The organism is Streptomyces sp. NPDC104761, assembly GCF_055583445.1.
This window is the reverse complement of the sequence record NZ_JBVJNZ010000002.1, coordinates 134,263-156,734: the sequence shown is the minus strand read 5'-3', so window position 1 is coordinate 156,734 and position 22,472 is coordinate 134,263. Positions and strand designations below refer to the sequence as shown.

At 71.4% G+C, this 22,472-nt stretch carries 17 protein-coding genes, 1 tRNA gene and 1 pseudogene; 5 read left to right on the top strand and 14 right to left on the bottom strand.

Going from position 1 to position 22,472, the window contains the following annotated elements; genetic code table 11:
• Positions 1 to 9: 9 nt before the first annotated feature.
• Together ACZ63F_RS07245 and ACZ63F_RS07240 are read right to left on the bottom strand one after the other, a co-directional pair.
• Complete coding sequence (locus ACZ63F_RS07245) at positions 10 to 684, bottom strand: TetR family transcriptional regulator (RefSeq protein ID WP_469709538.1); 675 nt, start codon at positions 682 to 684, stop codon at positions 10 to 12.
• Positions 681 to 1,691, bottom strand: a complete 1,011-nt coding sequence (locus ACZ63F_RS07240; RefSeq protein WP_469709537.1) for an acyl-CoA desaturase — start codon at positions 1,689 to 1,691, stop codon at positions 681 to 683. Before ACZ63F_RS07240 ends, ACZ63F_RS07245 begins: the two co-directional genes overlap by 4 nt.
• A gap of 307 nt (positions 1,692 to 1,998) precedes the next feature.
• Between ACZ63F_RS07240 and ppc the strand changes: the two genes are divergently transcribed.
• Positions 1,999 to 4,749, top strand: coding sequence for a phosphoenolpyruvate carboxylase (gene ppc / locus ACZ63F_RS07235; protein WP_469709536.1), 2,751 nt, complete (start codon positions 1,999 to 2,001; stop codon positions 4,747 to 4,749).
• A 65-nt stretch (positions 4,750 to 4,814) separates the two neighbouring features.
• Here the strand turns inward: ppc and ACZ63F_RS07230 are convergent, their stop codons facing one another.
• From ACZ63F_RS07230 to ACZ63F_RS07200, 7 genes and pseudogenes are all read right to left on the bottom strand, one after another.
• The gene (locus ACZ63F_RS07230; RefSeq protein ID WP_469709535.1) at positions 4,815 to 5,315 is read right to left on the bottom strand and encodes a hypothetical protein; all 501 of its coding nucleotides are present in this window, start codon (positions 5,313 to 5,315) and stop codon (positions 4,815 to 4,817) included.
• A gap of 52 nt (positions 5,316 to 5,367) precedes the next feature.
• Positions 5,368 to 5,985 (bottom strand): aminoacyl-tRNA hydrolase, encoded by a 618-nt coding sequence (pth, locus tag ACZ63F_RS07225; protein ID WP_352366917.1) that lies wholly within the window; start codon positions 5,983 to 5,985, stop codon positions 5,368 to 5,370.
• A gap of 74 nt (positions 5,986 to 6,059) precedes the next feature.
• Positions 6,060 to 6,656: a 50S ribosomal protein L25/general stress protein Ctc gene (locus ACZ63F_RS07220; protein WP_469709534.1), complete on the bottom strand. Its 597-nt coding sequence runs from the start codon at positions 6,654 to 6,656 to the stop codon at positions 6,060 to 6,062.
• Between the two features lie 224 nt (positions 6,657 to 6,880).
• The gene (locus tag ACZ63F_RS07215) at positions 6,881 to 7,861 is read right to left on the bottom strand and encodes a ribose-phosphate diphosphokinase (protein ID WP_294004061.1); all 981 of its coding nucleotides are present in this window, start codon (positions 7,859 to 7,861) and stop codon (positions 6,881 to 6,883) included.
• A gap of 141 nt (positions 7,862 to 8,002) precedes the next feature.
• Entirely contained in the window at positions 8,003 to 9,451 is a 1,449-nt protein-coding gene (glmU, locus tag ACZ63F_RS07210; RefSeq protein WP_469709533.1) for a bifunctional UDP-N-acetylglucosamine diphosphorylase/glucosamine-1-phosphate N-acetyltransferase GlmU, read from the bottom strand.
• Between the two features lie 122 nt (positions 9,452 to 9,573).
• Positions 9,574 to 9,649 (bottom strand) — tRNA-Gln (locus ACZ63F_RS07205).
• Between the two features lie 14 nt (positions 9,650 to 9,663).
• Positions 9,664 to 10,522 (bottom strand): annotated as a pseudogene (locus tag ACZ63F_RS07200) (hypothetical protein).
• Between the two features lie 166 nt (positions 10,523 to 10,688).
• Between ACZ63F_RS07200 and ACZ63F_RS07195 the strand changes: the two are divergent.
• Positions 10,689 to 12,017, top strand: a complete 1,329-nt coding sequence (locus tag ACZ63F_RS07195) for a sensor histidine kinase (protein ID WP_469709532.1) — start codon at positions 10,689 to 10,691, stop codon at positions 12,015 to 12,017.
• A gap of 14 nt (positions 12,018 to 12,031) precedes the next feature.
• Here ACZ63F_RS07195 and ACZ63F_RS07190 read toward each other — a convergent pair whose 3' ends face one another.
• Both ACZ63F_RS07190 and ACZ63F_RS07185 read right to left on the bottom strand, forming a co-directional pair.
• A complete protein-coding gene (locus tag ACZ63F_RS07190; protein ID WP_469709530.1) occupies positions 12,032 to 12,529 on the bottom strand; it encodes an SUKH-3 domain-containing protein in 498 nt (165 codons plus the stop codon).
• A 61-nt stretch (positions 12,530 to 12,590) separates the two neighbouring features.
• The gene (locus ACZ63F_RS07185) at positions 12,591 to 13,130 is read right to left on the bottom strand and encodes a YwqJ-related putative deaminase (RefSeq protein ID WP_469709528.1); all 540 of its coding nucleotides are present in this window, start codon (positions 13,128 to 13,130) and stop codon (positions 12,591 to 12,593) included.
• Between the two features lie 299 nt (positions 13,131 to 13,429).
• Between ACZ63F_RS07185 and ACZ63F_RS07180 the strand changes: the two genes are divergently transcribed.
• From ACZ63F_RS07180 to ACZ63F_RS07170, 3 genes are all read left to right on the top strand, one after another.
• On the top strand, positions 13,430 to 14,455 hold the full coding sequence (locus ACZ63F_RS07180; protein ID WP_469709526.1) for an SMI1/KNR4 family protein: 1,026 nt from the start codon (positions 13,430 to 13,432) through the stop codon (positions 14,453 to 14,455).
• A gap of 8 nt (positions 14,456 to 14,463) precedes the next feature.
• A complete protein-coding gene (locus ACZ63F_RS07175) occupies positions 14,464 to 17,124 on the top strand; it encodes an SUKH-4 family immunity protein (protein ID WP_469709523.1) in 2,661 nt (886 codons plus the stop codon).
• Positions 17,125 to 17,437: 313 nt separating this feature from the next.
• Entirely contained in the window at positions 17,438 to 18,325 is an 888-nt protein-coding gene (locus tag ACZ63F_RS07170) for a cellulose-binding protein (RefSeq protein WP_469709521.1), read from the top strand.
• Positions 18,326 to 18,341: 16 nt separating this feature from the next.
• On the opposite strand, the gene ACZ63F_RS07165 is transcribed toward ACZ63F_RS07170, so the two are convergent.
• The 3 genes from ACZ63F_RS07165 to ACZ63F_RS07155 form a co-directional block, all read right to left on the bottom strand.
• Positions 18,342 to 19,952 (bottom strand): sodium/solute symporter, encoded by a 1,611-nt coding sequence (locus ACZ63F_RS07165; protein ID WP_469709519.1) that lies wholly within the window; start codon positions 19,950 to 19,952, stop codon positions 18,342 to 18,344.
• Positions 19,949 to 20,404, bottom strand: a complete 456-nt coding sequence (locus ACZ63F_RS07160; RefSeq protein WP_469709517.1) for a DUF485 domain-containing protein — start codon at positions 20,402 to 20,404, stop codon at positions 19,949 to 19,951. The genes ACZ63F_RS07165 and ACZ63F_RS07160 overlap by 4 nt, the downstream gene beginning before the upstream one ends.
• Positions 20,405 to 20,755: 351 nt before the next feature.
• Complete coding sequence (locus tag ACZ63F_RS07155; RefSeq protein ID WP_469709514.1) at positions 20,756 to 22,282, bottom strand: MFS transporter; 1,527 nt, start codon at positions 22,280 to 22,282, stop codon at positions 20,756 to 20,758.
• Positions 22,283 to 22,472 lie beyond the last annotated feature (190 nt).

Below are 22,472 nucleotides of genomic sequence, written 5' to 3'. Positions count from 1 at the left end.
CCGCAGGGCTCACGCCTTGCGGTGCCCTATCAGCCGCGGCTTCTGCTCCAGGCCGTCCAGGCCGTGCCAGGCCAGGTTCACCAGGTGGGCGGCCACCTCCGCCTTCTTCGGGCGGCGCACGTCCAGCCACCACTGGCCGGTCAGCGCGACCATCCCCACCAGCGCCTGCGCGTACAGCGGGGCCAGCTTGGGGTCGAAGCCGCGGCTCTTGAACTCGCGGCCCAGGATGTCCTCCACCTGGGTCGCGATGTCCGAGATGAGCGAGGCGAAGGAACCCGTCGACTGCGGGATGGGGGAGTCCCGGACCAGGATCCGGAACCCGTCCGTGTACTCCTCGATGTAGTCGAGCAGCGCGAACGCCGCCTGCTCGCACAGCTCCCGCGGGTGCCCGGCCGTGAGCGAGCCGGTCACCATGTCCAGCAGCCGCCGCATCTCCCGGTCGACCACCACGGCGTACAGGCCCTCCTTGCCGCCGAAGTGCTCGTACACCACCGGCTTGGACACCCCGGCCTTCGCCGCGATCTCCTCCACCGACGTGCCCTCGAACCCCTTCGTCGCGAAGAGGGTGCGACCGATCTCCAGCAGCTGCTGGCGGCGCTCCGCACCGGTCATACGGGTACGACGCGCCCGCCGCTGTTTGTCGGTGCTGGGGGTGCTGGAGTCGGTCGCCACGGCGTCAATCATGCCGCCTTCGCGGCCTCGGCCCCCCGCGGAGAGCCGCCTTCCCCGGTGTTACGGCGCGAATCGATACGCGAGCGTGACGGCCAGCGCACGTCGTACGCCCAGCCCAGCTGCTCGCACCAGCGGATGATCCGCGCCGACGAGTCGATCTGGCCGCGCTCCACCCCGTGCCGCGCGGACGTCGGGTCGGCATGGTGCAGGTTGTGCCAGGACTCGCCGCACGACAGGACCGCCAGCCACCACACGTTGCCCGAGCGGTCCCGGGATTTGAACGGCCGCTTGCCCACCGCGTGGCAGATCGAGTTGATCGACCACGTCACATGGTGCAGCAGCGCCACCCGGACGAGTGAACCCCAGAAGAACGCGGTGAACGCACCCCACCAGGACATCGTCACCAGCCCGCCGATCAGCGGCGGCAGCGCCAGGGAGAGCACGGTCCAGTAGATGAACTGCCGGGAGATCGCCCGGATCGCCGGGTCCTTGACCAGATCCGGCGCGTACTTGTCCTGCGGAGTCCGCTCCTCGTCGAACATCCAGGCGATGTGCGCCCACCACAGGCCCTTGATCAGCGCCGGCACGGTCTCGCCGTACCGCCACGGCGAGTGCGGGTCGCCCTCGGCGTCGGAGAACTTGTGGTGCTTGCGGTGGTCGGCCACCCAGCGCACCAGCGGGCCCTCGACCGCCATCGACCCGGCGATCGCCAGCGCGATCCTGAGCGGCTGTTTCGCCTTGAAGGAACCGTGGGTGAAGTAGCGGTGGTAACCGATGGTCACACCATGGCAGCCGAGGTAGTAGAAGAACACCATCAGGCCCAGGTCGAGCCAGCTCACCCCCCAGCCCCACGCCAGCGGCACCGCCGCCAGCAGCGCGAGGAACGGCACGACGATGAACAGAAGCAGGGTGACCTGCTCCAGCGAACCCTTCCGCTCACCCCCCAGGGTGGCGGACGGGGGTGCGGTGTCGGCCGCCTTCCGGGGGTCTTCGATCACATCGGGATGAGAGGAGGTCATACGCGTCCCCTGTGGGGTCGAGGGTTGAGAGATGCGCCGATCCGCGGCGACCGAACGGGACGGCAAGAAGCTTCCCTACGGTTCCGTAACCTACGGCGACGTAAGTATGGCAGCGGGGCGTCTCACGGCAAGAGCCCCAGCACCTGCGCGTCCTCATGGACACCTATCCTTGGAGTCGGTCGGACAGCGCGGTCCGCTCTGTTTCCTTCCCTGATGTCCGGCCGCTATGCGGACAGGCGCCACCTGCCGCCCGGCCGACGGAAGGGTTCCCTCCAGACGAGCTTCAACACTGCAAGGAGCCGCACCTGTGAGCAGTGCCGACGACCAGACCACCACGACCGGCAGTGAGCTGCGCGCCGACATCCGCCGACTGGGCGACCTCCTCGGCGAGACCCTCGTCCGCCAAGAGGGCCCCGAGCTGCTGGAGCTCGTCGAGAAGGTCCGCCGCCTCACCCGCGAGGACGGCGAGGCAGCCGCCGCACTGCTGCGCGGCACCGAACTGGAGACCGCCGCCAAGCTGGTACGCGCCTTCTCCACCTACTTCCACCTCGCCAACGTCACCGAGCAGGTGCACCGCGGCCGCGAGCTGCGCGCCCGCCGCGCCGCCGAGGGCGGCCTCCTCGCCCGCACCGCCGACCGGCTCAAGGACGCCGACCCCGAGCACCTGCGCGAGACCGTGCAGAACCTCAACGTCCGCCCGGTGTTCACGGCCCACCCCACCGAGGCCGCACGCCGCTCCGTCCTCAACAAGCTCCGGCGCATCGCCGCGCTCCTGGACACCCCGGTCATCGAGTCCGACCGCCGCCGCACCGACGTCCGCCTCGCCGAGAACATCGACCTCGTCTGGCAGACCGACGAGCTGCGCGTCGTCCGCCCGGAACCCGCAGACGAGGCCCGCAACGCCATCTACTACCTGGACGAGCTGCACGCCGACGCGGTCGGCGACGTCCTGGAGGACCTCACGGCGGAGCTGGAGCGGGTCGGCGTGAAGCTCCCCGACGACACCCGCCCCCTCACCTTCGGCACCTGGATCGGCGGCGACCGCGACGGCAACCCCAACGTCACCCCCCAGGTCACCTGGGACGTCCTCATCCTCCAGCACGAACACGGCATCAACGACGCCCTGGAGATGATCGACGAGCTGCGCGGCTTCCTCTCCAACTCCATCCGCTACACCGGCGCCACCGAGGAACTCCTCCAGTCCCTCCAGGCCGACCTGGAGCTGCTCCCCGAGATCAGCCCCCGCTATAAGCGCCTCAACGCCGAGGAGCCCTACCGCCTCAAGGCCACCTGCATCCGGCAGAAGCTCACCAACACCAAGCAGCGCCTGGCCACCGGCACCCCGCACGAACCCGGCCGCGACTACCTCGGCACCGCCGAACTCCTCGCCGACCTGCGCCTGATCCAGACCTCCCTGCGCGAACACCGCGGCGGCCTGTTCGCCGACGGCCGCCTGGCCCGCACCATCCGCACCCTGGCCGCCTTCGGCCTCCAGCTCGCCACCATGGACGTCCGCGAACACGCCGACGCCCACCACCACGCCCTCGGCCAGCTCTTCGACCGCCTCGGCGAGGAATCCTGGCGCTACGCCGACATGCCCCGCGACTACCGCACCAGGCTCCTCGCCAAGGAACTCCGCTCCCGCCGGCCGCTCGCCCCCACCCCGGCGCCCGTCGACGCGGCGGGCGCCAAGACCCTCGGGGTCTTCGAGACGGTGAAGAAGGCCCTGGAGATCTTCGGCCCCGAGGTCGTCGAGTCCTACATCATCTCGATGTGCCAGGGCGCCGACGACGTGTTCGCCGCCGCCGTCCTCGCCCGCGAGGCCGGACTGATCGACCTGCACGCCGGCTGGGCCAGGATCGGCATCGTCCCCCTCCTGGAGACCACCGACGAGCTCAAGGCCGCCGACACCATCCTGGAGGACATGCTCTCCGACCCCTCCTACCGCCGCCTGGTGGCACTGCGCGGGGACGTCCAGGAGGTCATGCTCGGTTACTCCGACTCCTCCAAGTTCGGCGGCATCACCACCAGCCAGTGGGAGATCCACCGCGCCCAGCGCAGGCTGCGCGACGTCGCCCACCGCTACGGCGTACGCCTGCGCCTCTTCCACGGCCGCGGCGGCACCGTCGGCCGCGGCGGCGGCCCCTCCCACGACGCCATCCTCGCCCAGCCCTGGGGCACCCTGGAGGGCGAGATCAAGGTCACCGAACAGGGCGAGGTCATCTCCGACAAGTACCTCATCCCCTCCCTCGCCCGGGAGAACCTGGAACTGACCGTCGCGGCCACCCTGCAGGCCTCCGCCCTGCACACCGCCCCCCGCCAGTCCGTGGAGGCCCTGGCCCGCTGGGACGCCGCCATGGACATCGTCTCCGACGCCGCCCACGCGGCCTACCGCCGCCTGGTGGAGGACCCGGACCTGCCGACGTACTTCCTCGCGTCGACCCCGGTGGACCAGCTCGCCGACCTGCACCTGGGCTCCCGGCCCTCCCGCCGCCCCGGCTCCGGCGTCTCGCTCGACGGCCTGCGCGCCATCCCCTGGGTGTTCGGCTGGACCCAGTCCCGGCAGATCGTCCCCGGCTGGTTCGGCGTCGGCTCCGGCCTCAAGGCCCTGCGCGAGGCCGGCCTGACCGCGACACTGGGCGGAGAGGGCGTCCTCGACGAGATGCACGAACAGTGGCACTTCTTCCGCAACTTCATCTCCAACGTCGAGATGACCCTCGCCAAGACCGACCTGCGGATCGCCCAGCACTACGTCGACACCCTCGTCCCCGACGAGCTCAAGCACGTCTTCGACACCATCCGCGAAGAGCACGCCCTGACCGTCGCCGAGGTCCTGAAGATCACCGGTGAGGCCGAGCTCCTCGACGCCACCCCGGTCCTCAAGCAGACCTTCGCCATCCGCGACGCCTACCTGGACCCGATCTCCTACCTCCAGGTCACCCTGCTCAAGCGCCAGCGCGAGGCGGCAGCCGCAGGCGAACCGGCCGACCCGCTCCTCGCCCGCGCCCTGCTCCTCACCGTCAACGGCGTGGCAGCGGGCCTGCGCAACACCGGCTGACGCCCATCAGCCAGACATGACGGTGCCCCCGGGGTCGTACCACGACCCCGGGGGCACCGGTCGTCCTACTGCAACGCGGCGAACGCCGCCGTGAGCAGCGCGATCCCCGAAACCCCCAGCACCCACGCCACCCGCCGCAGCCGCAGCCCCCCGGCCACCACCACCGACGCCAGCAGCAACGCACCGCCCAGCGGCACCCACGCGTACAGCACACCGGCCGTCCCCGACCGGACCACATCCCCGGTACCGGGCTTCACGATCACGTCGTACGTCTGCCCCTTGCGCACCCCGACCGACTTGTCGAGCACGACACTCGCCCGCCTCGACGCGCCGGCCGAGGCAGGCGCGAACGGCCCCGTGCAGGTGTCGGCACCGCACGCCGACACCGTCACCGTGCCCCGCTCCTTGCCCTTCGTCAGCATCACGTCCTGCGCGGTGCCCCACGACCCCCACACCCCGGCGACCAGGATCAGCACGGCGACCGCCCCCATCAACAGGACACGCAACACGTCGACCGGGGCCGTACGGGAGGAAGAGGCGGAGGCAGCAGGCATGGCCGGGATCATTGGCCATGTCCCCACGGCCGGTCAACTGCCGTAGGGACGAGCGGGGGACAAGTCAGGAGTTGTACGAGCTTTGCGCCCGCTCAAGACCCTCGGCGACCAGCGCCTCCACCGCGTCGGCGGCCCGGTCCACGAAGTAGTCCAGTTCCTTGCGCTCGGCCGAGGAGAAGTCCTTCAGCACGAAGTCCGCGACCTGCATACGACCCGGAGGCCGCCCGATCCCGAACCGCACCCGGTGATAGTCCGGGCCCATCGCCTTCGTCATCGACTTCAGCCCGTTGTGCCCGTTGTCGCCGCCGCCCAGCTTGAGGCGGAGCACGCCGTAGTCGATGTCCAGCTCGTCATGGACCGCGACGATGTTGGCGACCGGCACCTTGTAGAAGTCGCGCAGCGCGTTCACCGGGCCACCGGAGAGATTCATGAACGACATCGGCTTGGCCAGCACCACCCGCCGGCTGCCCGGCCCCGGCGCCCCGAGCCGCCCCTCCACGACCTGCGCCTGAGCCTTCCCCGCCCGCTTGAACTTCCCGCCGATCCGGTCGGCGAGCAGGTCCGCGACCATGAACCCGACGTTGTGCCGGTTCATCGCGTACTCCGGCCCGGGATTACCGAGCCCGACGATCAGCCAGGGGGCGTTGGCGGGGGAGGCCCCGGTGGGGGTGGTCACGTCCATGTCTCCTTGATACGCGCCAGCCGCCGCTCCCGGGAGGAAGCAGCGGCTGACGAACGATGAAACGAAGGTGAGGATCAGGCCTCGGCGGCCTCTTCGCCCTCGGCGGCCTCGCCCTCCGGGGCCTCCTCCGCCTGCGCGGCCAGCACCTGGAGGACGACCGCGTCCTCCTCGACGGCCAGCGTGGTGCCCTTCGGGAGGGTGATGTCCTTGGCGAGGACGGAGGCGCCGGCCTCCAGGCCCTCGACGGAGACGGTGACGGCCTCGGGGATGTGCGTGGCCTCGGCCTCGACCGGCAGCGCGTTGAGCACGTGCTCCAGCAGGTAGCCGCCGGGAGCCAGCTCGCCCTCGGTGTGCACCGGGATCTCGACCGTGACCTTCTCGCCGCGCTTGACCAGCAGCAGGTCGACGTGCTCCAGGAAGCCCTTGATCGGGTCACGCTGCACGGACTTCGGGATCGCCAGCTCGTTCGACTTGCCGTCGATGTCGAGGGAGATCAGGACGTTCGGCGTACGCAGCGCGAGCAGCAGGTCGTGGCCCGGCAGGGTCAGGTGGAGCGGGTCCGAACCGTGGCCGTACAGGACACCGGGAACCTTGCTGTCACGACGGATACGGCGCGCGGCACCCTTGCCGAACTCGGTGCGCGTGCTGGCGGTGATCTTCACCTCGGACATGGTGATCACTCCTCGTAGAGATAGGAACGGACGTGGTCACCCGGCCACGAACGGCCTGCTACGAAGAGCGCGTCGATAACGGAGGCGTGGCCTCCCTCGCCGAGCAACTGGAGAAGTCTACTCGGCGAGGGAGGCCACGGAGAAATCGATCAGTGTCCGCCGGACGCGGACGATCATGCAGAAGCGTTTTTACAGCTCACTGCGCGCTGGATACCGCCCGCTGCTCACTGCTCGTCGAACAGGCTCGTCACCGAACCGTCCTCGAACACCTCACGCACCGCACTCGCGATCGTCGGCGCGATCGACAACACCGTGATCTTGTCCAGATCCCGGCTCAGCTCACCCGGCGTCGGCAACGTGTTCGTCAGCACGAACTCACTCACCCGCGAGTTCTTCAACCGGTCCGCCGCCGGACCCGACAGCACACCGTGCGTCGCCGTCACGATGACGTCCTCCGCACCGTGCGCGAACAACGCGTCCGCCGCCGCACAGATCGTGCCGCCCGTGTCGATCATGTCGTCGACCAGAACACACACCCGGCCCTTGACCTCACCCACGACCTCGTGGACGGTCACCTGGTTCGCCACGTCCTTGTCACGCCGCTTGTGCACGATGGCGAGAGGCGCGCCCAGACGGTCGCACCAGCGGTCCGCCACCCGCACCCGGCCGGCGTCCGGAGACACGATCGTCAGCTTGTCCTTGTCCACCTTCGTGCCCACGTAGTCCGCGAGCAGCGGAAGCGCGAACAGGTGGTCCACCGGACCGTCGAAGAAACCCTGGATCTGGTCCGTGTGCAGATCCACGGTCAGGATCCGGTCCGCGCCCGCCGTCTTCATCAGATCCGCGATCAGCCGCGCCGAGATCGGTTCACGACCCCGGTGCTTCTTGTCCTGCCGCGCGTAACCGTAGAACGGCACAATCACCGTGACGGACCGCGCCGACGCCCGCTTCAACGCGTCGATCATGATCAACTGCTCCATGATCCACTGGTTGATCGGAGCCGTGTGGCTCTGGATCACGAAACAGTCGGCACCACGCGCCGACTCCTGATAACGGACGTAGATCTCGCCGTTCGCGAAGTCGAAGGCCTTCGTCGGGACGACCCCGACACCCAGCTGGTGGGCGACCTCCTCGGCAAGCTCGGGGTGGGCGCGGCCGGAGAAGAACATCATCTTCTTCTCGCCGGTCGTCTTGATCCCGGTCACAGCACTGTCTCCTCAGAGGTGTCTCAGCCGTACAGCTGGATCTTCCGCGCCCCGAGTGCCTGACGCGGAAGGGCGAAACAGCTGGTTAGGTGCGGGTGTGCACTTATCACGGTACGACGTCTTCGGCGCACCTGTTTCCGGTCAGTCCTCGCTCACGCCCCGCCGGGAAGCCACCTCGGCAGCCTTCGCCGCCGCACTCCCCGGACGCTTCCGAGCCACCCAACCCTCGATATTCCGCTGCTGACCGCGGGCCACGGCCAACGAACCGGGCGGCACATCCTTCGTGATCACGGACCCGGCAGCGGTGTACGCACCGTCCCCGACCGTGACAGGCGCCACAAACATGTTGTCCGAACCCGTCTTGCAGTGCGACCCGACCGTCGTGTGGTGCTTGCTCTCACCGTCGTAGTTCACAAACACACTCGCCGCACCGATGTTCGAATACTCGCCGATCGTCGCATCACCCACATACGACAGATGCGGAACCTTCGTCCCCTCCCCGATCGACGCGTTCTTCGTCTCCACGTACGTACCGATCTTGCCCTTCGCCCCCAACCGGGTCCCCGGCCGCAGATAGGCATACGGTCCCACGCTCGCGTCCGCACCGACATGAGCGGAATCGGACACCGTGTTGCTCACCCGCGCCCCCGCGCCGACCCGGGTGTCCTTCAGCCGGCTGTTCGGCCCGACCTCGGCACCCCGGGCGAGGTGCGTCGAACCGAGCAGCTGCGTCCCCGGAAGCACGACGGCGTCCTGCTCGAACGTCACGGTCACGTCCACCCACGTCGTCGCCGGGTCCACGACCGTCACGCCGTCCAGCATCGCCCGCTCCAGCAGCCGGTCGTTGAGGATCCGCCGCGCCTCCGCCAGCTGCACCCGGTTGTTGATCCCGGCGATCTCGCGGTGGTCGTCCGCCACCGAGGCCCCCACCCGGTGCCCGGCCTCCCGCAGGATCCCCAGCACGTCGGTCAGGTACTCCTCACCCTGGCTGTTGTCCGTCCGCACCTTCCCCAGCGCGTCCGCCAGCAGCCGGCCGTCGAACGCGAACACCCCGGAATTGATCTCCCGGATCGCCCGCTGCTCGTCGGTTGCGTCCTTGTGCTCCACGATCGCCGTCACGGCCCCCGAAACGGCGTCCCGCACGATACGGCCGTAACCCGTCGCGTCCGGCACCTCGGCGGTCAGCACCGTCACGGCGTTCCCGTCACCGTGATGCGTACCGGTCAGCCGCGTCAGCGTCTCCCCGGTCAGCAGCGGAGTGTCCCCGCACACCACGACCACGGTCCCCTCGACCGACCCGCCCAGCTCCTCCAACGCCATCCGCACCGCGTGCCCGGTGCCGTTCTGCTGCTCCTGCACAGCCGTACGGACGCCGGCGTCGACCTCGCCGAGATGCGCGGCGACCTGCTCACGCGCGTGGCCGACCACGACGACCAGGTGCTCGGGGTCCAACTCGCGGGAGGCGGCGAGCACATGACCCACCAGGGAACGGCCGCAGATGTCGTGCAGGACCTTGGGTGTGGCCGACTTCATACGGGTGCCCTCACCCGCTGCGAGAACGACGACGGCTGCCGGGCGAATGGCGCTCACGGGGTTGCCCTTCGGCTTCTTGGACGGGGGTGACATCCGCAGGATACCGGGGCGTTTCAGGGGCGACATGAGAGCGGGCCCTGACGGAGCTGTCAGGGCCCGAACCGAGGTCTTGTGTGCTGTGGCTCCCCCGCAAGGATTCGAACCTTGTCCTGCTGGTACCAAAAACCAGTGTGCTGCCAGTTACACCACGGGGGACAGCGCTCCTGACCTTACCGGAGACGTGCCTCGGCCTGAGCCACGATTCCGTTCCACCAGCCTTCGATCCGGTTGTACAAGTGGGCGCTGCGGGCAACCCCGATGGTCAGGCAGCCGTGATAATCGTCGCCGGTGTTCTTGCGGACGGTCTTCGGGTTGTGCCTCTTGAGGGTCGGCCTGGCGAAGACCGCCGGGTCGACGTCCGCGATCCCCGCCCAGAACCGGTGCGCCGCTTCGACGTCGGCCGATTCGTGGATGAGCAGCCTGAAACCCAGCCTCTCGCGCTCCACCTCCAGAAGGTCGAGCCAGGCGAGGTAGACGCGGATGACACCCGGGTCGCTGTTTACGAAGATCGCCCGCTCTCGTCGGTCGTACGGTTTGCTCTTCGAGCCCTCGGCCCAGTACAGCGCGACACCTGCCATGAACAGCTCGCGGTCCGTCATCGTGCCGATCTCCTGATGAGCCCCGGCCCTGGTCTTCTTCCGCTCCTCGTCGTCAGCCGCGCGGCGCTTCGCGAGTCCTCCTGCATGAGTGCACGCTGCTCTTCCGGTGTGTAACGGGGCTCGGGCGCGGCAGATCCCGGACCCACAGCGAAACCGAGCTCCTCGAACAGCCCAGCTCCATCTCGATCTGGTCGTACGTCCAGCCCTGCAGTCGCAACTCCCGGGCCCTGGCCCGCAAGTCGTCCTTCGCGTTCGGTCGCTTGGTCCACTCGGGCGGGGGCTCCCCTTTCACCAGCTGGTTGAGGATGTCGTTGTTGAAGATCTTCAGTTCGTCCCGGATCTGCCGAAGGCTGTAGCCGCCGCGCCGCAGCGCCACCGCCTGCTCCCGCAGCCCCTCGAAGTCCCGGTATTTGCTGTGTGGATGTGCCATGGGCATACCGTCCGGGCGGAATGGTCGGTTCCGGGGTCGAACGTGAGTGGTTCAGTAGTTCGAGGGATTCTGGTGGGTTTCGGTGTTGTTCGGTTACGGAGTGTGGTGTAGGCGAGTAGACGAAACTCACCGGAAAAGCCCACCCTCGCGCCCGTAGGCTGGAGGCATGACCACGACGGGGGCAGACCACGCGACGGCCTTGACCGGGCCGTGGTGGTGGGTGCGGTGGCGTAGTGCGGTGCTGGACGTGGGGCTCGCGCTGGTGTCGGCGCTGGAGTGCGCCGCGGAGGGGATTCCGTTCGCGCGGGACGCGGGGATCCCGGTGTCGGTGGGGATCGTGTTCGGTTTGCTGGCCGGTTCGGTGCTGGTGCTGCGCCGGAAGTGGCCGATCGCGGTGGTGCTGGTGGCGATCGCGATCACGCCGGCCCAGATGGGTTTCCTGATGGGGATCGTCGGCCTGTACACGCTGGCGGCGGCGGAGCTGCCGCGGCGGATCATCGTGGCGCTGGCGGGGATGACGTTCCTGGGGACGTTGATCGTGACGTTCGTGCGGGTGCGGCAGAGCATGGCGCGGGGGGATCTGACGCTGGGGGACTGGTTCGTTCCGTTCGCGTCGCTGGCGACGTCGTTGGGGCTGACGGCGCCTCCGGTGCTGTGGGGGTTGTACGTGGGGGCGCGGCGGCGGTTGATGGAGAGCCTGCGGGAGCGGGCGGACAGTCTGGAGCGGGAGCTTCAGTTGCTGGCGGAGCGGGCGGAGGAGCGTGCGGAGTGGGCGCGGGGTGAGGAGCGGACGCGGATCGCGCGGGAGATGCATGACGTGGTGGCGCACCGGGTGTCGTTGATGGTGGTGCATGCGGCGGCGTTGCAGGCAGTGGCGCGGAAGGATCCGGAGAAGGCGGTGCGGAACGCGGCGCTGGTGGGGGACATGGGGCGGCAGGCGTTGACGGAGTTGCGGGAGATGCTGGGGGTGTTGCGTTCGGGGGAGGCGGCTCAGCGGCGTACGTCTGCGACTGCGGCTTCGGCGTCGGTTGCGGTGCCGTTGGCTGCGGTGGGGGTGGCGGCCGCGGCGGCGGCTTCGCGGGTGGCGGTGGAGGAGGAGGGGCCGTGGCTGTCGGAGCTTGAGGTGCTGGTGGGGCAGTCGGCGGCGGCGGGGATGGTGGTGGATCTGTCCGTCGAGGGGGATGTGCGGTCGTATGCGGCGGTGATCGAGCAGACGGCGTTCCGGGTGGTGCAGGAGGCGTTGACGAACGTGCACAAGCATGCGGCGGGTGCGAAGACGCATGTGCGGTTGGCGCATCGGGTGGCGGAGATCGCGATGCAGGTGGAGAACGAGCCGCCGCCGGAGCCGGCGTCCGCGGCGGCCGCGGGCCTGCCGTCGGGTGGGAACGGTCTGGTGGGGATGCGTGAGCGGGTGCTGGGGCTGGGTGGGGTGTTCGTGTCGGGGCCGACGGATGCGGGGGGTTTCCGGGTGTCGGCGGTGATTCCGGCGGCGTGACTGCTGGGCAGTCCCTAGGGCTGGGTGGTGAGGCGTTGGGGTTCGACGCCTGCGATGAGGGTGGTGAGGGCGTGGTCGATGTCGGGGCCGACGTACCAGTCGCCGGTGTGGTCGAGGGTGTAGATGCGGCCTTCGGCGTCGATGGCGAGGACGGAGTGGGTGTCGGTCTCGGCGCCGAGGGGGCAGATCTGGGTGTCGAGGGCGCGGCCGAGGTCGCCGAGGGTGCGGGCGAGGTGGAGGCCGTGGAGGGGGTCGAGGTGGAGGGTGGCGGGGGCGATCTGGCGGCCGGTGCCGGTGGGGTTGATGTGGAGGCCGCCGAATTCGGCCCAGGCTTCCACGGCGGCGGGGAAGACGGCGTGCCGGTGTCCGGCGGGTGAGGCGTGGTCGCGCAGGGTGTCGGCCCATACTTCGGCCTGCTTTATGTCCCAGCGTCCGGGTTGCCAGCCGGCGGCGCGCAGGGCTGCGTCGACGGGCACGGAGAAGCGTGTGGAGGTGGTGCGGTCGGCGTGCATCTGCCCTTCGATCGTCCTGGTTGCTGTGCGGGTGCGGGTGTGTGGCGCGTGGGGGTGTGGGTCAGGCGTCGTCGGTGGTGGGGTCGACGACGCGGACGCCGAAGTGGGCGGTGAGGGCGGCGCAGGCCCGGCAGGGGGCGGCGAAGCTGCCGTGCAGGGGGTCGCCGTCCTCGCGTATGCGGCGGGCGGTGAGTTTGGCCTGCTTGAGGGATTTGCGGGCTTCGCCGTTGGTCATGGGTTTGCGGGCGGCGCGTTTGCTGCGGGCGCTGTCGGCGGTGCTGAGGTGCCGTGAGATGAGGATGGCCTCGGCGCAGCGGCCGGTGAAGCGGTCGCGCTGTCCGCTGGGGAGGGAGTCGAGGAACTCCTGGACCAGCGGGTGCAGCGGGGGCGGCTGGTCGCCGCGGGCGGCGGTGCCGGTGAGGGTGGCGCCGCGGACGGAGAGCGCGGCGGCGACGGTGGGCAGGATGCCGTCGCGGCGGTGCTGGAGGGTGGGGGCGGGAGGTATTTCGTTGCTGCTCCAGCCGATGCGGGGGTCGCCGTTGGTGGCGCCGTGGGTGGCGCCGGACATGGCGGTGTGTGGTCCCGTCTGTGTGGTGTTCATGATCGTCTTCCCCTCCCGGGCATCCCCCCGAAAGTCACAGACTGCCAAATCCCGTGGCGGGTGCGGTAGCTGGGGCGGCGCGACACGCCCGGGTCTGGGCAGGCTGTCACGTTGGGGTGACGGCTGGTCACGGAACCGGAGGGCCGGTGACCGGGGTTCGTGTACCGCATAGGCTGTCGGCAACCGGGACGGGCGCGGTCGACGCGTCCGGGACGTGGGAGAGACAGCCGGATACGGGCCGTGCCGCGCCGCAGGGGTGTGATGCCGGTTCGTACAGAGTGCCGCAGGGGGCATCGGTCATGACGACAGGTCGGCTCGGGCTGGGGGCACCGCCCAGCGGCCAGGCTGGGGGACAGGCCGTGCCGCCGAACGCGGCCTATGCCGGGCAGGTCGTGCATTTCCCGGATCCGGTTCGGGCGGCACGTCACCCGAGAGGGGTACGGATCGACGAGCGTGGTTACCCCGATTTCTCGCCTTACGCGCGTGCGGCGGCGGAGATCGCCGATCCGCCGGAGGGTTTCGGTGTCGACGAGTTGCGGCTGACGGACTTCGTGTCCGCGAACGCGGTGCTGGCGGCTTCCGGTCATGAGCTGTGGGACACGGTGCCGGCGGTGGCGACTCCGCACGGCTGGACGTGGCACCACGTGGCGGGGTCACGGCGGCTGGAGCTGGTGCCGGTGGAGGTGAAGGCGCTGCTGCGGCACCACGGTGGGGTGGCGACGGCGCGGGTGGACCACGACAAGCGGGGGACGCGGCCGTTGCAGGAGACGCGGCCGGCGCACTTCGGGCTGCCGAAGTCGGGTGTGGCGGTGTCGGAGTCGCAGGTGCAGGGGGTCGAGGAGGATCTCGGGTACCGGTTGCCGGGTGCGTACCGTTCGTTCCTGAAGGCGGCGGGGGGTTGTGCGCCGGTGGGGACGGCCCTGGACGCGGGTCTCGGACTGCTGGTGGACCAGCCGTTCTTCACGGTTCGGGACGAGGCGGCAGTGAACGACCTCGTGTACGTGAACAAGTGCCTGCGCGACCATCTCACCAAGGACTACCTGGGCGTCGGTTTCGTGCAGGGCGGTCTGGTGGCGGTGAAGGTCAAGGGGGACCGGCTGGGTTCGGTGTGGTTCTGCGCGTACGACGACGCGCGTGACGTGGATCCGGGGTGGGCGCCGGCGGAGCGGGTGGAGCGTCTGCTGCTGCCGTGCGGTGAGGACTTCGACGTGTTCCTGTCGCGGCTGGCGGGGTCCCCGCCGGAGTTGGAGACGGTGGCGAACCTGATGGTCGACGGTGGTTTCGCGCGTGCCGTGCCGGTGGCCTCGGCCGGCTCGGGGGAGTGAGGTCCGGCATGGTGACGTTCGCGCAGGCGCAGGAGCGCGCGGAGGAGTGGGTCAACGGTGACGTCCCGGCGTACCAGCATCGTGAGGTGCGGGTGCGGGAGTTCGGTCTCGGGTTCGTGGTGTGGGGCGAGGACCGTGCGGAGGGTCCGCGGTCGGACGGGGGCGGGCAACGGCTGGTGATCGCCCGTGACAGCGGTGAGGCCACGCTGTGGCCGGCGCTGCCGGTGGGTGAGGTGATCCGCCGGTACGAGGAGGAGTACGGCCGTGAGGCGGAGGTCGCCGACGCGGTGCCGGCGCCCGCGGCCCGGGTGGACCTGAACCAGACGTCGTTCCTGTTGAGTCCGCCGGAGTGGCTCCAGGAGGCGGCGGACAAGATGGGTATTCCGGATCGGCGGCCGGGGGGTGACGGGGCGTCGGCCGGTGCGGACGCCGGTGCTGGCCCGGTTCCCGGTTCCGGTTCTGGTTCCGTTGGGCTCGCCGAGACGCAGGCCGGGGTGCCGGCGGCTGCCGGTGGGACTCCTTGGGCCGGTACCGACACCAACGCCGATGCCGGCGAGGACCGTTCCGTCCCGTTGCCCGCGACGGTGTTCGCACCGCCGCTGAGCGATGCCGATGACGGGGCCCTGGGAGAGGCCGAGACGGCGCTGATGGCGGGCGGCAGCCAACTGCCGCGCACGTCGGTGAATCCGGCGCTCGACGAGGCGCGTGCGCAGGGCGGCACGCCCCCGTCGCCTCCGCGGGATGCCGCGTCGTACGGCTACCCGCAGGGGCCGGCGGCTCCCGGCGCACCTTCGCCGAGTGCGCCGTCGCGCCCGGAGGCGCCCGCGACGCCGCCCGCGTCCTCCTACGGCCACCCGCAGGCCGCGGCCGCTCCGGGCTACGGCTATCCGCAGGCGCCGGCCGGTGCTCCGGGCGTGCCCCAGCCGTCGGCGGGTCCGGCGGGTCCGGCAGGTCCGGCGGGTCCGGCCGCTCCCGGCCGGCCGTTCGCGCCGAACGCCAGTGACATAGCGGACGCCGCGACGAGCCGGGCCGCGCCTCCTCCGCGCAGGGCGCGCGGCGGGGCCGGTGCGCCGCCTCCGCCGCCGGGCGTACCAGGAGCGCCGGGAGTGCCGGGAGCGCCGGGTGCTCACCCCGGGGGTGGGCCTCAGCCGCCCGCGGTTGGCTATGCGCCGACGCAGATGGTGTCGGCGCCCGGTGCCAAGGGGCCCGAAGTCCCGGCACCGGCGCCGGGCGCGCAGACCCCGCCGGGCGCCCCCAACTCGCCCGGTGCGCCGGGTGCTCCGGGCGGCCCGCCGCCGGGCGACGTTCATCGTGCGGCCACCATGCTGGCCGACCCGAGCGGCATGGGTGGCGGCGCGCAGCGGCCCCCGGGCGCCCCTGGCGCACCCTTCGCCCCCGGCGCGTCGCAGCCTCCGGGCGCCCCCGCCGCCTCTCCCACGCCCCCCGTGCCTCCCGCGCAGGGCTCTGCCGGTGGTGCGGGCGGCGCGGGGGTGCACCACGCGGAGACGGTGCTGGCCGCGCCTCCGGTGGGTGCTCCGCCCGCCCCCGGCAGGCCGCCGGGCACTCCGCAGATGCCGCCGCCGATGCCGGCCGGTGCGATGCCGCCGCCCGGTCAGCCTGTTCCCGGTCAGCCCGTTCCCGGTCAGCCCGTGCCGGGGCAGCAGCCGCCGGCCTACGGCTATCCGCAGCAGGGGCAGCCGACGGTCGGGCCGGGATATCAGGCGGTGCTGCGCTACCGGGCGCAGGACGGTTCGGAGCAGCAGCTGATCCGGCGTTCGGCGCCGGGCACGCCGCACCCGGAGTGGCAGATCTTCCACGAGCTGCGGGCGATGAACGTGCCGCCGGACCAGGTGCTGGAGCTGCACACGGAGCTGGAGCCGTGTGAGCTGCCGGGTGCGTACTGTGCGCGGATGATCCGGGAGCAGTGGCCGCAGGCGCGGCTGGCGAGCATCGCGCCGTACGGCACGGATCACGCGAGCCGGCAGCAGGGGATGCGGCAATTGCTGGCGCATCAGGGCGAGTTGCACCAGGTGGCGGCGGGTCCCGCGCGGCCCGCGCCGGTGCGGGCGCCGCTGCCGCAGGTGCAGGCGGCGCCGCCGATCCCGCCGGAGGCGGTCGCGCAGGAGCTGGCCGCGGCGTTCGGTCCCGGGGTGTTCCGGTTCGAGCAGGCGGCGGTGTCGCGCCAGGGCGTGCCGCCGATCGTGGCGCACACGCTGGTGGCGGCGGGGCTGCCGCTGGACATGGGGCCGTTCTTCTGGGCGCAGGCGCAGCCGGGCCGGCCGGTGCCGACGCTGGCGGAGCTGGCGCAGGAGCGCGGGTTGCAGCCGGCGCCGGACGCGGCGTCGTACCTCGTGATGGGGACCGACTTCGGCAAGGCGGTCTGTGTGCAGTACGGGACCGCGAACATCGTGGCCGTGCCCGTGGAGGCGGGGCCGGGCGGGGCGTCGGTGCCGCCGCAGTTCGTGAACACGGGGCTGCCGGAGTTCGTCCGCTGTCTGGCGTTGCTGGGCCGGATGTGGCGGCTCAGGTTCGGCCTGAACCAGGAGCAGGCGGGTCGCTGGACCGTCGACTTCCAGGCCCAGTTGGCCTCCCTGGACCCGGCGGCGCTCGGCTCGCCGGAGAGCTGGTGGTCGGTGCTGCTGGAGCAGATGTGGGACGGGCTGCTGTAGCGCGGGGGTAGGACGGCCTTACGGGGGCCGGTCGGGTCGGGAGACCTGGCCGGCCCCTGCGCGTGCGTGCGCGTCGCGTCCGGCGGGTCCGCCGGTTTCGCGTGGATCGGCTGTGGGTGCGAGGGTGCCGGCCGCTGCCGAGGGGCGCGCGGTTGGGCTTGCGCGCCCCCAGGCGCGCTTCCCTCTTCCCGGTACGGCGTGCGGTGTTTCCGGCGCGGCATGCGGAGTGTCGCGTTATGAACACTTACGTCCGATCCATCAAGATGTCCGCGAAATCATCATTTCGTGCGGGTCAGGCGGAGAGGGGTTCCAGGTGAGCAGCGCATCGATGTCGCCGTACGAGTTCGTGACCGTCCGGGGGCGTGGCTACCGCCCCGACCAGGTCGACGCGTTCATGGTGGAGCTGGGTGAGGACCGGGACGCGGCGTGGGAGCGTGCCGCGCGGCTCACCGTGCTCGCCAAGGAGATGGAGGCGGAGGCCGAGCGGATGCGCGCCGTGGTCGAGGAGCTTCCGCCGCAGACGTACGAGGCGCTCGGGGACCGCGCGCACCGGATCTTCCGGCTCGTGCTGGAGGAGGCGAAGACCCTGCGCGAGGGCGCCCGCCGCGAGCTGACGGAGGGGGTCGTGGAGGCCGCGGCGCGCGCCGACGGCGAGTGCGACGCGGTACGGGAGCGGGCCGACGCGCTCCGTGCGGACACCGAGGAACGCGCCCGCCAGGTGCTCCTCGCGGCGAGCGCCGAGGCGGACGACATCCGCATCAGTGCCCGTCTGGAGGTCAAGGAGCAGCGGGGCGAGGCGCTTGCGGCCCTGCGCGAGATGCGGCAGCGCACCACCGCGATGCTCGCGGAGCTGGCCAAGGAGCACGCGGAGCGCTGGGCCGAGGAGGAGCGCGAGGAGGCCGCGCGGGCCGCCGCCGTCGACGCGCACAATGCCGAGCGCATCGCGCGCGCCGAGGCCGCCCTGGCGGAGGCGGAACGGGCTCTGGAGGAGGCCGGGGAGTCGGCGCGCCGCTCCGAGGAGGAGGCCGAGGAGCGTGCCCGCGAGGTTCTCGCGGAGGCCAGGGCCCGCGAGGAGCAGATCGCGCGGGAGACCGAGCGGGTGCTGCGCGAGCACGGCGAGACCTGGGACGACGTGCAGGCGCACATGGACCACATGCGGGACAGCCTCATGACCCTGACGGGGCGCGCGGCGGCGGAATAGCGCTCCCGCCGCGCCCTCAGTCGCTTCTTCGTACCGCCCCCGCCAGGATCCACCCCTCCACCGCCTCGTACTGCCGGCGCTGTTCCGCGGCCTTGTGCCGGCCGGAGGCCACCGTCCCCAGCCAGCCCAGGAAGAACCCGGCCGGGATGGAGACCGGGCCGGTGGTGGTGAAGGGGAACCAGTTGAGGTCGGCGTGCGGGAAGGCGGCGCCCGGCGAGCCCGAGACCAGATTGGTGCCGGGCATCAGGAGCAGGACGGCGAGGGTGCCGCCGAGCAGGGTGCACAGCAGGCCGGTGCGGGTGTAGCGGCGCCAGAAGAGGCCGTAGACCAGGGCGGGGGCGAGGGCGGAGGCGCCGACGCAGAAGGAGAGGGTGATCAGCGGCTGCAGGCTGTGGTGCTGCACGAGGGTCGCCAGCAGGATCGTGGGGACTCCTATGGCGAGCGCGGAGACGCGGGCCAGGGTCATCTCGCGGCGGGCCGGCATCTCCTGGTCGCGGGTCGCGAAGACGTCGTGGGCGAGGGAGTTGGCGCAGGCGAGGATCATGCCGGCGACGGAGGCGAGCAGGGTCAGGAAGATCGCCGTGGTGACGGTGGTGAAGAGCAGGGTCTCCGCCGTCGAGACGTCGGTGCCGAAGGCCGCGCGGGAGCCCAGCAGGTAGGCGGTGTTGCCCTGCGGGTCGGCGGCGGTGACGGCGGCGCGGCCGACCAGGGCGGTGGCGCCGAAGCCGACGACGCTGACGACCAGCACGAACAGGGCCACGCACGACACCGCCCAGGACATCGACCGGCGGACCTGGCGGGCGCTGGAGGCGGTGTACATGCGCATGGTGATGTGCGGCAGGCAGGCGCCGCCGAGGACGACGGTCAGCTCCGAGCTGATCATGTCGAGGCGGGGGGCGGGGCCGCCGGTGAACTGGAGGCCGGAGCGCAGGTAGGCGGTTTTGGCGCCGCTGCCCCGGGCCGCCGCGGCGAGCAGGGCGCCCGGGTCCCAGGCGAAGCGGTGCAGGACCAGCAGGGCGACCACGGTGCCGGAACCGAGCAGCATCACGATCTTCAGGATCTGGATGAGGGCGGTGCCCTTCATGCCGCCGATGGCCGCGTAGCTGATCATGAGGGCGCCGAGGCCGATGACGCAGCCGGTCTGCACGGCCTCGTTGGAGAAGCCGAGGACGAAGGCCATCAGCTGTCCGGCGCCGGCGAGCTGGACCAGCATCAGCGGCAGCAGGGCGGCGATGGTCACCGCGCAGGCCGCGATCCGTACGCTGCGGCCGGGCATCCGGCGGGCCAGTGCGTCGCCCATGGTGAACCGGCCCGCGTTGCGCAGCGGTTCGGCCAGCAGGAACATCAGCAGCAGCAGTGACAGGGCCGTGCTGAGGGCGAGGACGACGCCGTCGTAGCCGCACAGGGCGATCACACCGCCGGTGGCGAGGACGCCGGCCCCGGAGATGTAGTCGCCGGCGATCGCCAGGCCGTTGCGGAGCGGGGAGAGGGAGCCGTAGCCGGTGTAGAACTCGTCGAGGTCGTCGCGGTCCGGGCCGGTCATCACGCACAGCAGGAGGGTGAGTGTCGCGACGACGGTGAAGGCGACCAGCGACATGGACTGGGCGGAGCCGCTGAAGCCGGTCACCGCTGGGCCCCGCGCCTGGCGTCCAGTTCGGCGGTGCGGCGGATGCGGTCGGCGAGCGGGTCGACGTGGCGGCGCGCGGAGTGCTCGTAGAGGGCGATCGCCAGCCAGGTGACGGGAAGCTGGAGGAGCGCGAGGAGCAGGCCCGCGGGTACGCCGTCGGCGACCGTGCTCGTCATCAGGGCCGGGGCGAACGCCGACAGCACCAGGAACAGGGTGAAGTAGCCGAGTGCGGTGAGGGTCGCGGTGCGCCGCCGCAGGCGGTAGGCGCCGCGCAGCACCCGCAGGTCGCTGTGGTGGCCGACCGGCTCGCGGTGCGGCACGGGGCGGGGTCTCGGCGGCTCGGGCGGCAGTGGCTGCCAGGGGTAGGTGAGGTGGGCCGGTCCGTGCGCGGACGGGCCGGAAGAGGCGGCTGGGCCGGCTGGGCCGGCTGGGTCGGAAAGGTCGTGGGCCATCCCGGTGCTCCTTGCGTGGCTCGGGTCCGTGGCGGCGGACCGCAGGGAGAGGAGGGAGCGGGGGACGCACGTTACTCGCAGGTATGCGGTGTGTGCGGCTTTTTCCTGCAACTGGCCGGCCGGTATGCGCTTACTGCACGGCAACGGCCCTGACCTCGGGTGTTACCCGCGTTAACCCAAATGTTCCGCGCGTTCTCGCGGGCGCCGCCGCGGTGGCCGTCGCCCTCGCCGCGGGCGCGGTCCTGGTGGCGCGTCGCCGCGCGCACGGGCGGTAGCGGGGTCCGGCTTCCGGGCTGTGGCGGGGTCGGGCTTCCGGACGGCGCCGGCCGCCCGGGGGGAGGGCGGCCGTCCTCACCGCTCCGTCAGGACCGGGAACCGCCGGGGCGCCAGTACCAGGAGCACCACGAACGCCAGTGCGGCCGCGCACGCCGCCCCGAAGTACACCGCGTGGACCGCGTCCGCGATGGCGTGCCGGGTGGCCTCGGGGGCCGTTCCGTCGTCCAGTGCGCGCGTGACGGAGTCGAGGTCGCCCGCGCCGCCCAGCCGGGTGGCCAGCACCCCGTTGGCGACCGCGCCGAACACCGACGCCCCGATCGTCTGGCCGGTCTGCCGGCAGAACAGCACCGACGCGGTCGTCGTGCCCCGCTCCGCCCAGCCCACCGTCGACTGCACGCCCACGATCAGCGGCAGCTGGAACAGGCCCAGCGCGGCGCCGAGCAGGAGCATGAGCAGCGTCGGCTGCCAGGCCGAGCCCGGGTAGGGCAGGAACGGGAACGCGAACAGGATCAGCGTGGCCGCGCCGATGCCGAGCAGTGCGGTGTCGCGGAAGCCGATCCGCCGGTAGACGTGCTGGCTGAGGGCCGCCGAGACCGGCCAGGTCAGCGTCCACACCGACAGCACGAACCCGGCGGCCACCGGGGCGAGCCCGAGCACCGACTGCGCGTACATGGGCAGGAACACCGTCGGCGCCACCATCAGCAGGCCCAGCGCGCCGAGCGCGAGGTTGACGGCCGCGATCGTACGGCGCCGCCACACCCACCCCGGGATGATCGGCTCGGCGGCCCGGCGCTCGGTCCACACCACGAGCCCCGCCAGCGCGAGCCCGGTGGCGAACAGCGCGCACGACGGTGCGGACCACCACGCCCACGCCACCCCGCCCTGCACGAGCGCCGTCAGCAGCACGCCACCGCACGCGAAGACGGCCAGCGCGCCCGCCCAGTCCACCCGCGGGGGCGTGCGCGGCGCGCGCTTCGGCTCGTGGAGGTGACGCACTATCAGCCAGAGCGCCGCCGCGCCGATCGGCAGGTTGATGAGGAAGATCCACCGCCAGTCCGCGTACGCGGCCAGCACCCCGCCGAGTCCCGGCCCGGCGACCGCCGACACCGCCCACACCGTGGACAGCTTCGACTGGATCTTCGGGCGGTCCTTGAGCGGGTACAGGTCGGCCGCGAGGGTCTGGACGGTGCCCTGCAACGCCCCGCCGCCGAGGCCCTGCACGATCCGGAACGCGATCAGCGCGGCCATGTTCCAGGCGGCCGCGCACAGCAGCGACCCCAGCAGGAACACCGCGGCGCCCGCGACCAGCACCGGCTTGCGGCCGAAGGTGTCGGAGAGCTTGCCGTACACCGGCAGTGTCACGGTGACGGCCAGCAGGTAGCCGGAGAAGAGCCAGGAGAAGACCGAGAAGCCGCCGAGGTCGCCGACGATCTGGGGTACGGCGGTGGAGACGACGGTGGAGTCGAGCGCCGCCAGCGCCATGGCGAGCATCAGGGCGGCCACCACGGCCCCCCGCCGGTCCGTCCCGGCCTCGCGCGCCACCGCGCGTCTCGCGGGTTCCGCCCTCCCCTTCTTCGCCGTCTCCGCGTTCTCCCGCTCCACGCCGGATCCCCTCCCCGTGCCTCCGCCATGTATCTATGTCGCGCACAACAGCTTCCCACCCGTCCCGGTGCGGCGGGAGTCCGCGTCCACCTGGTGAGAGGGTGCGGCAACTTGACCCTCACGCGGCGGAAGGGTGGACGCTTCCTGGGGCGGTGGGTGGAGACCGACCCCGAGAAGGACTCCACCCGGC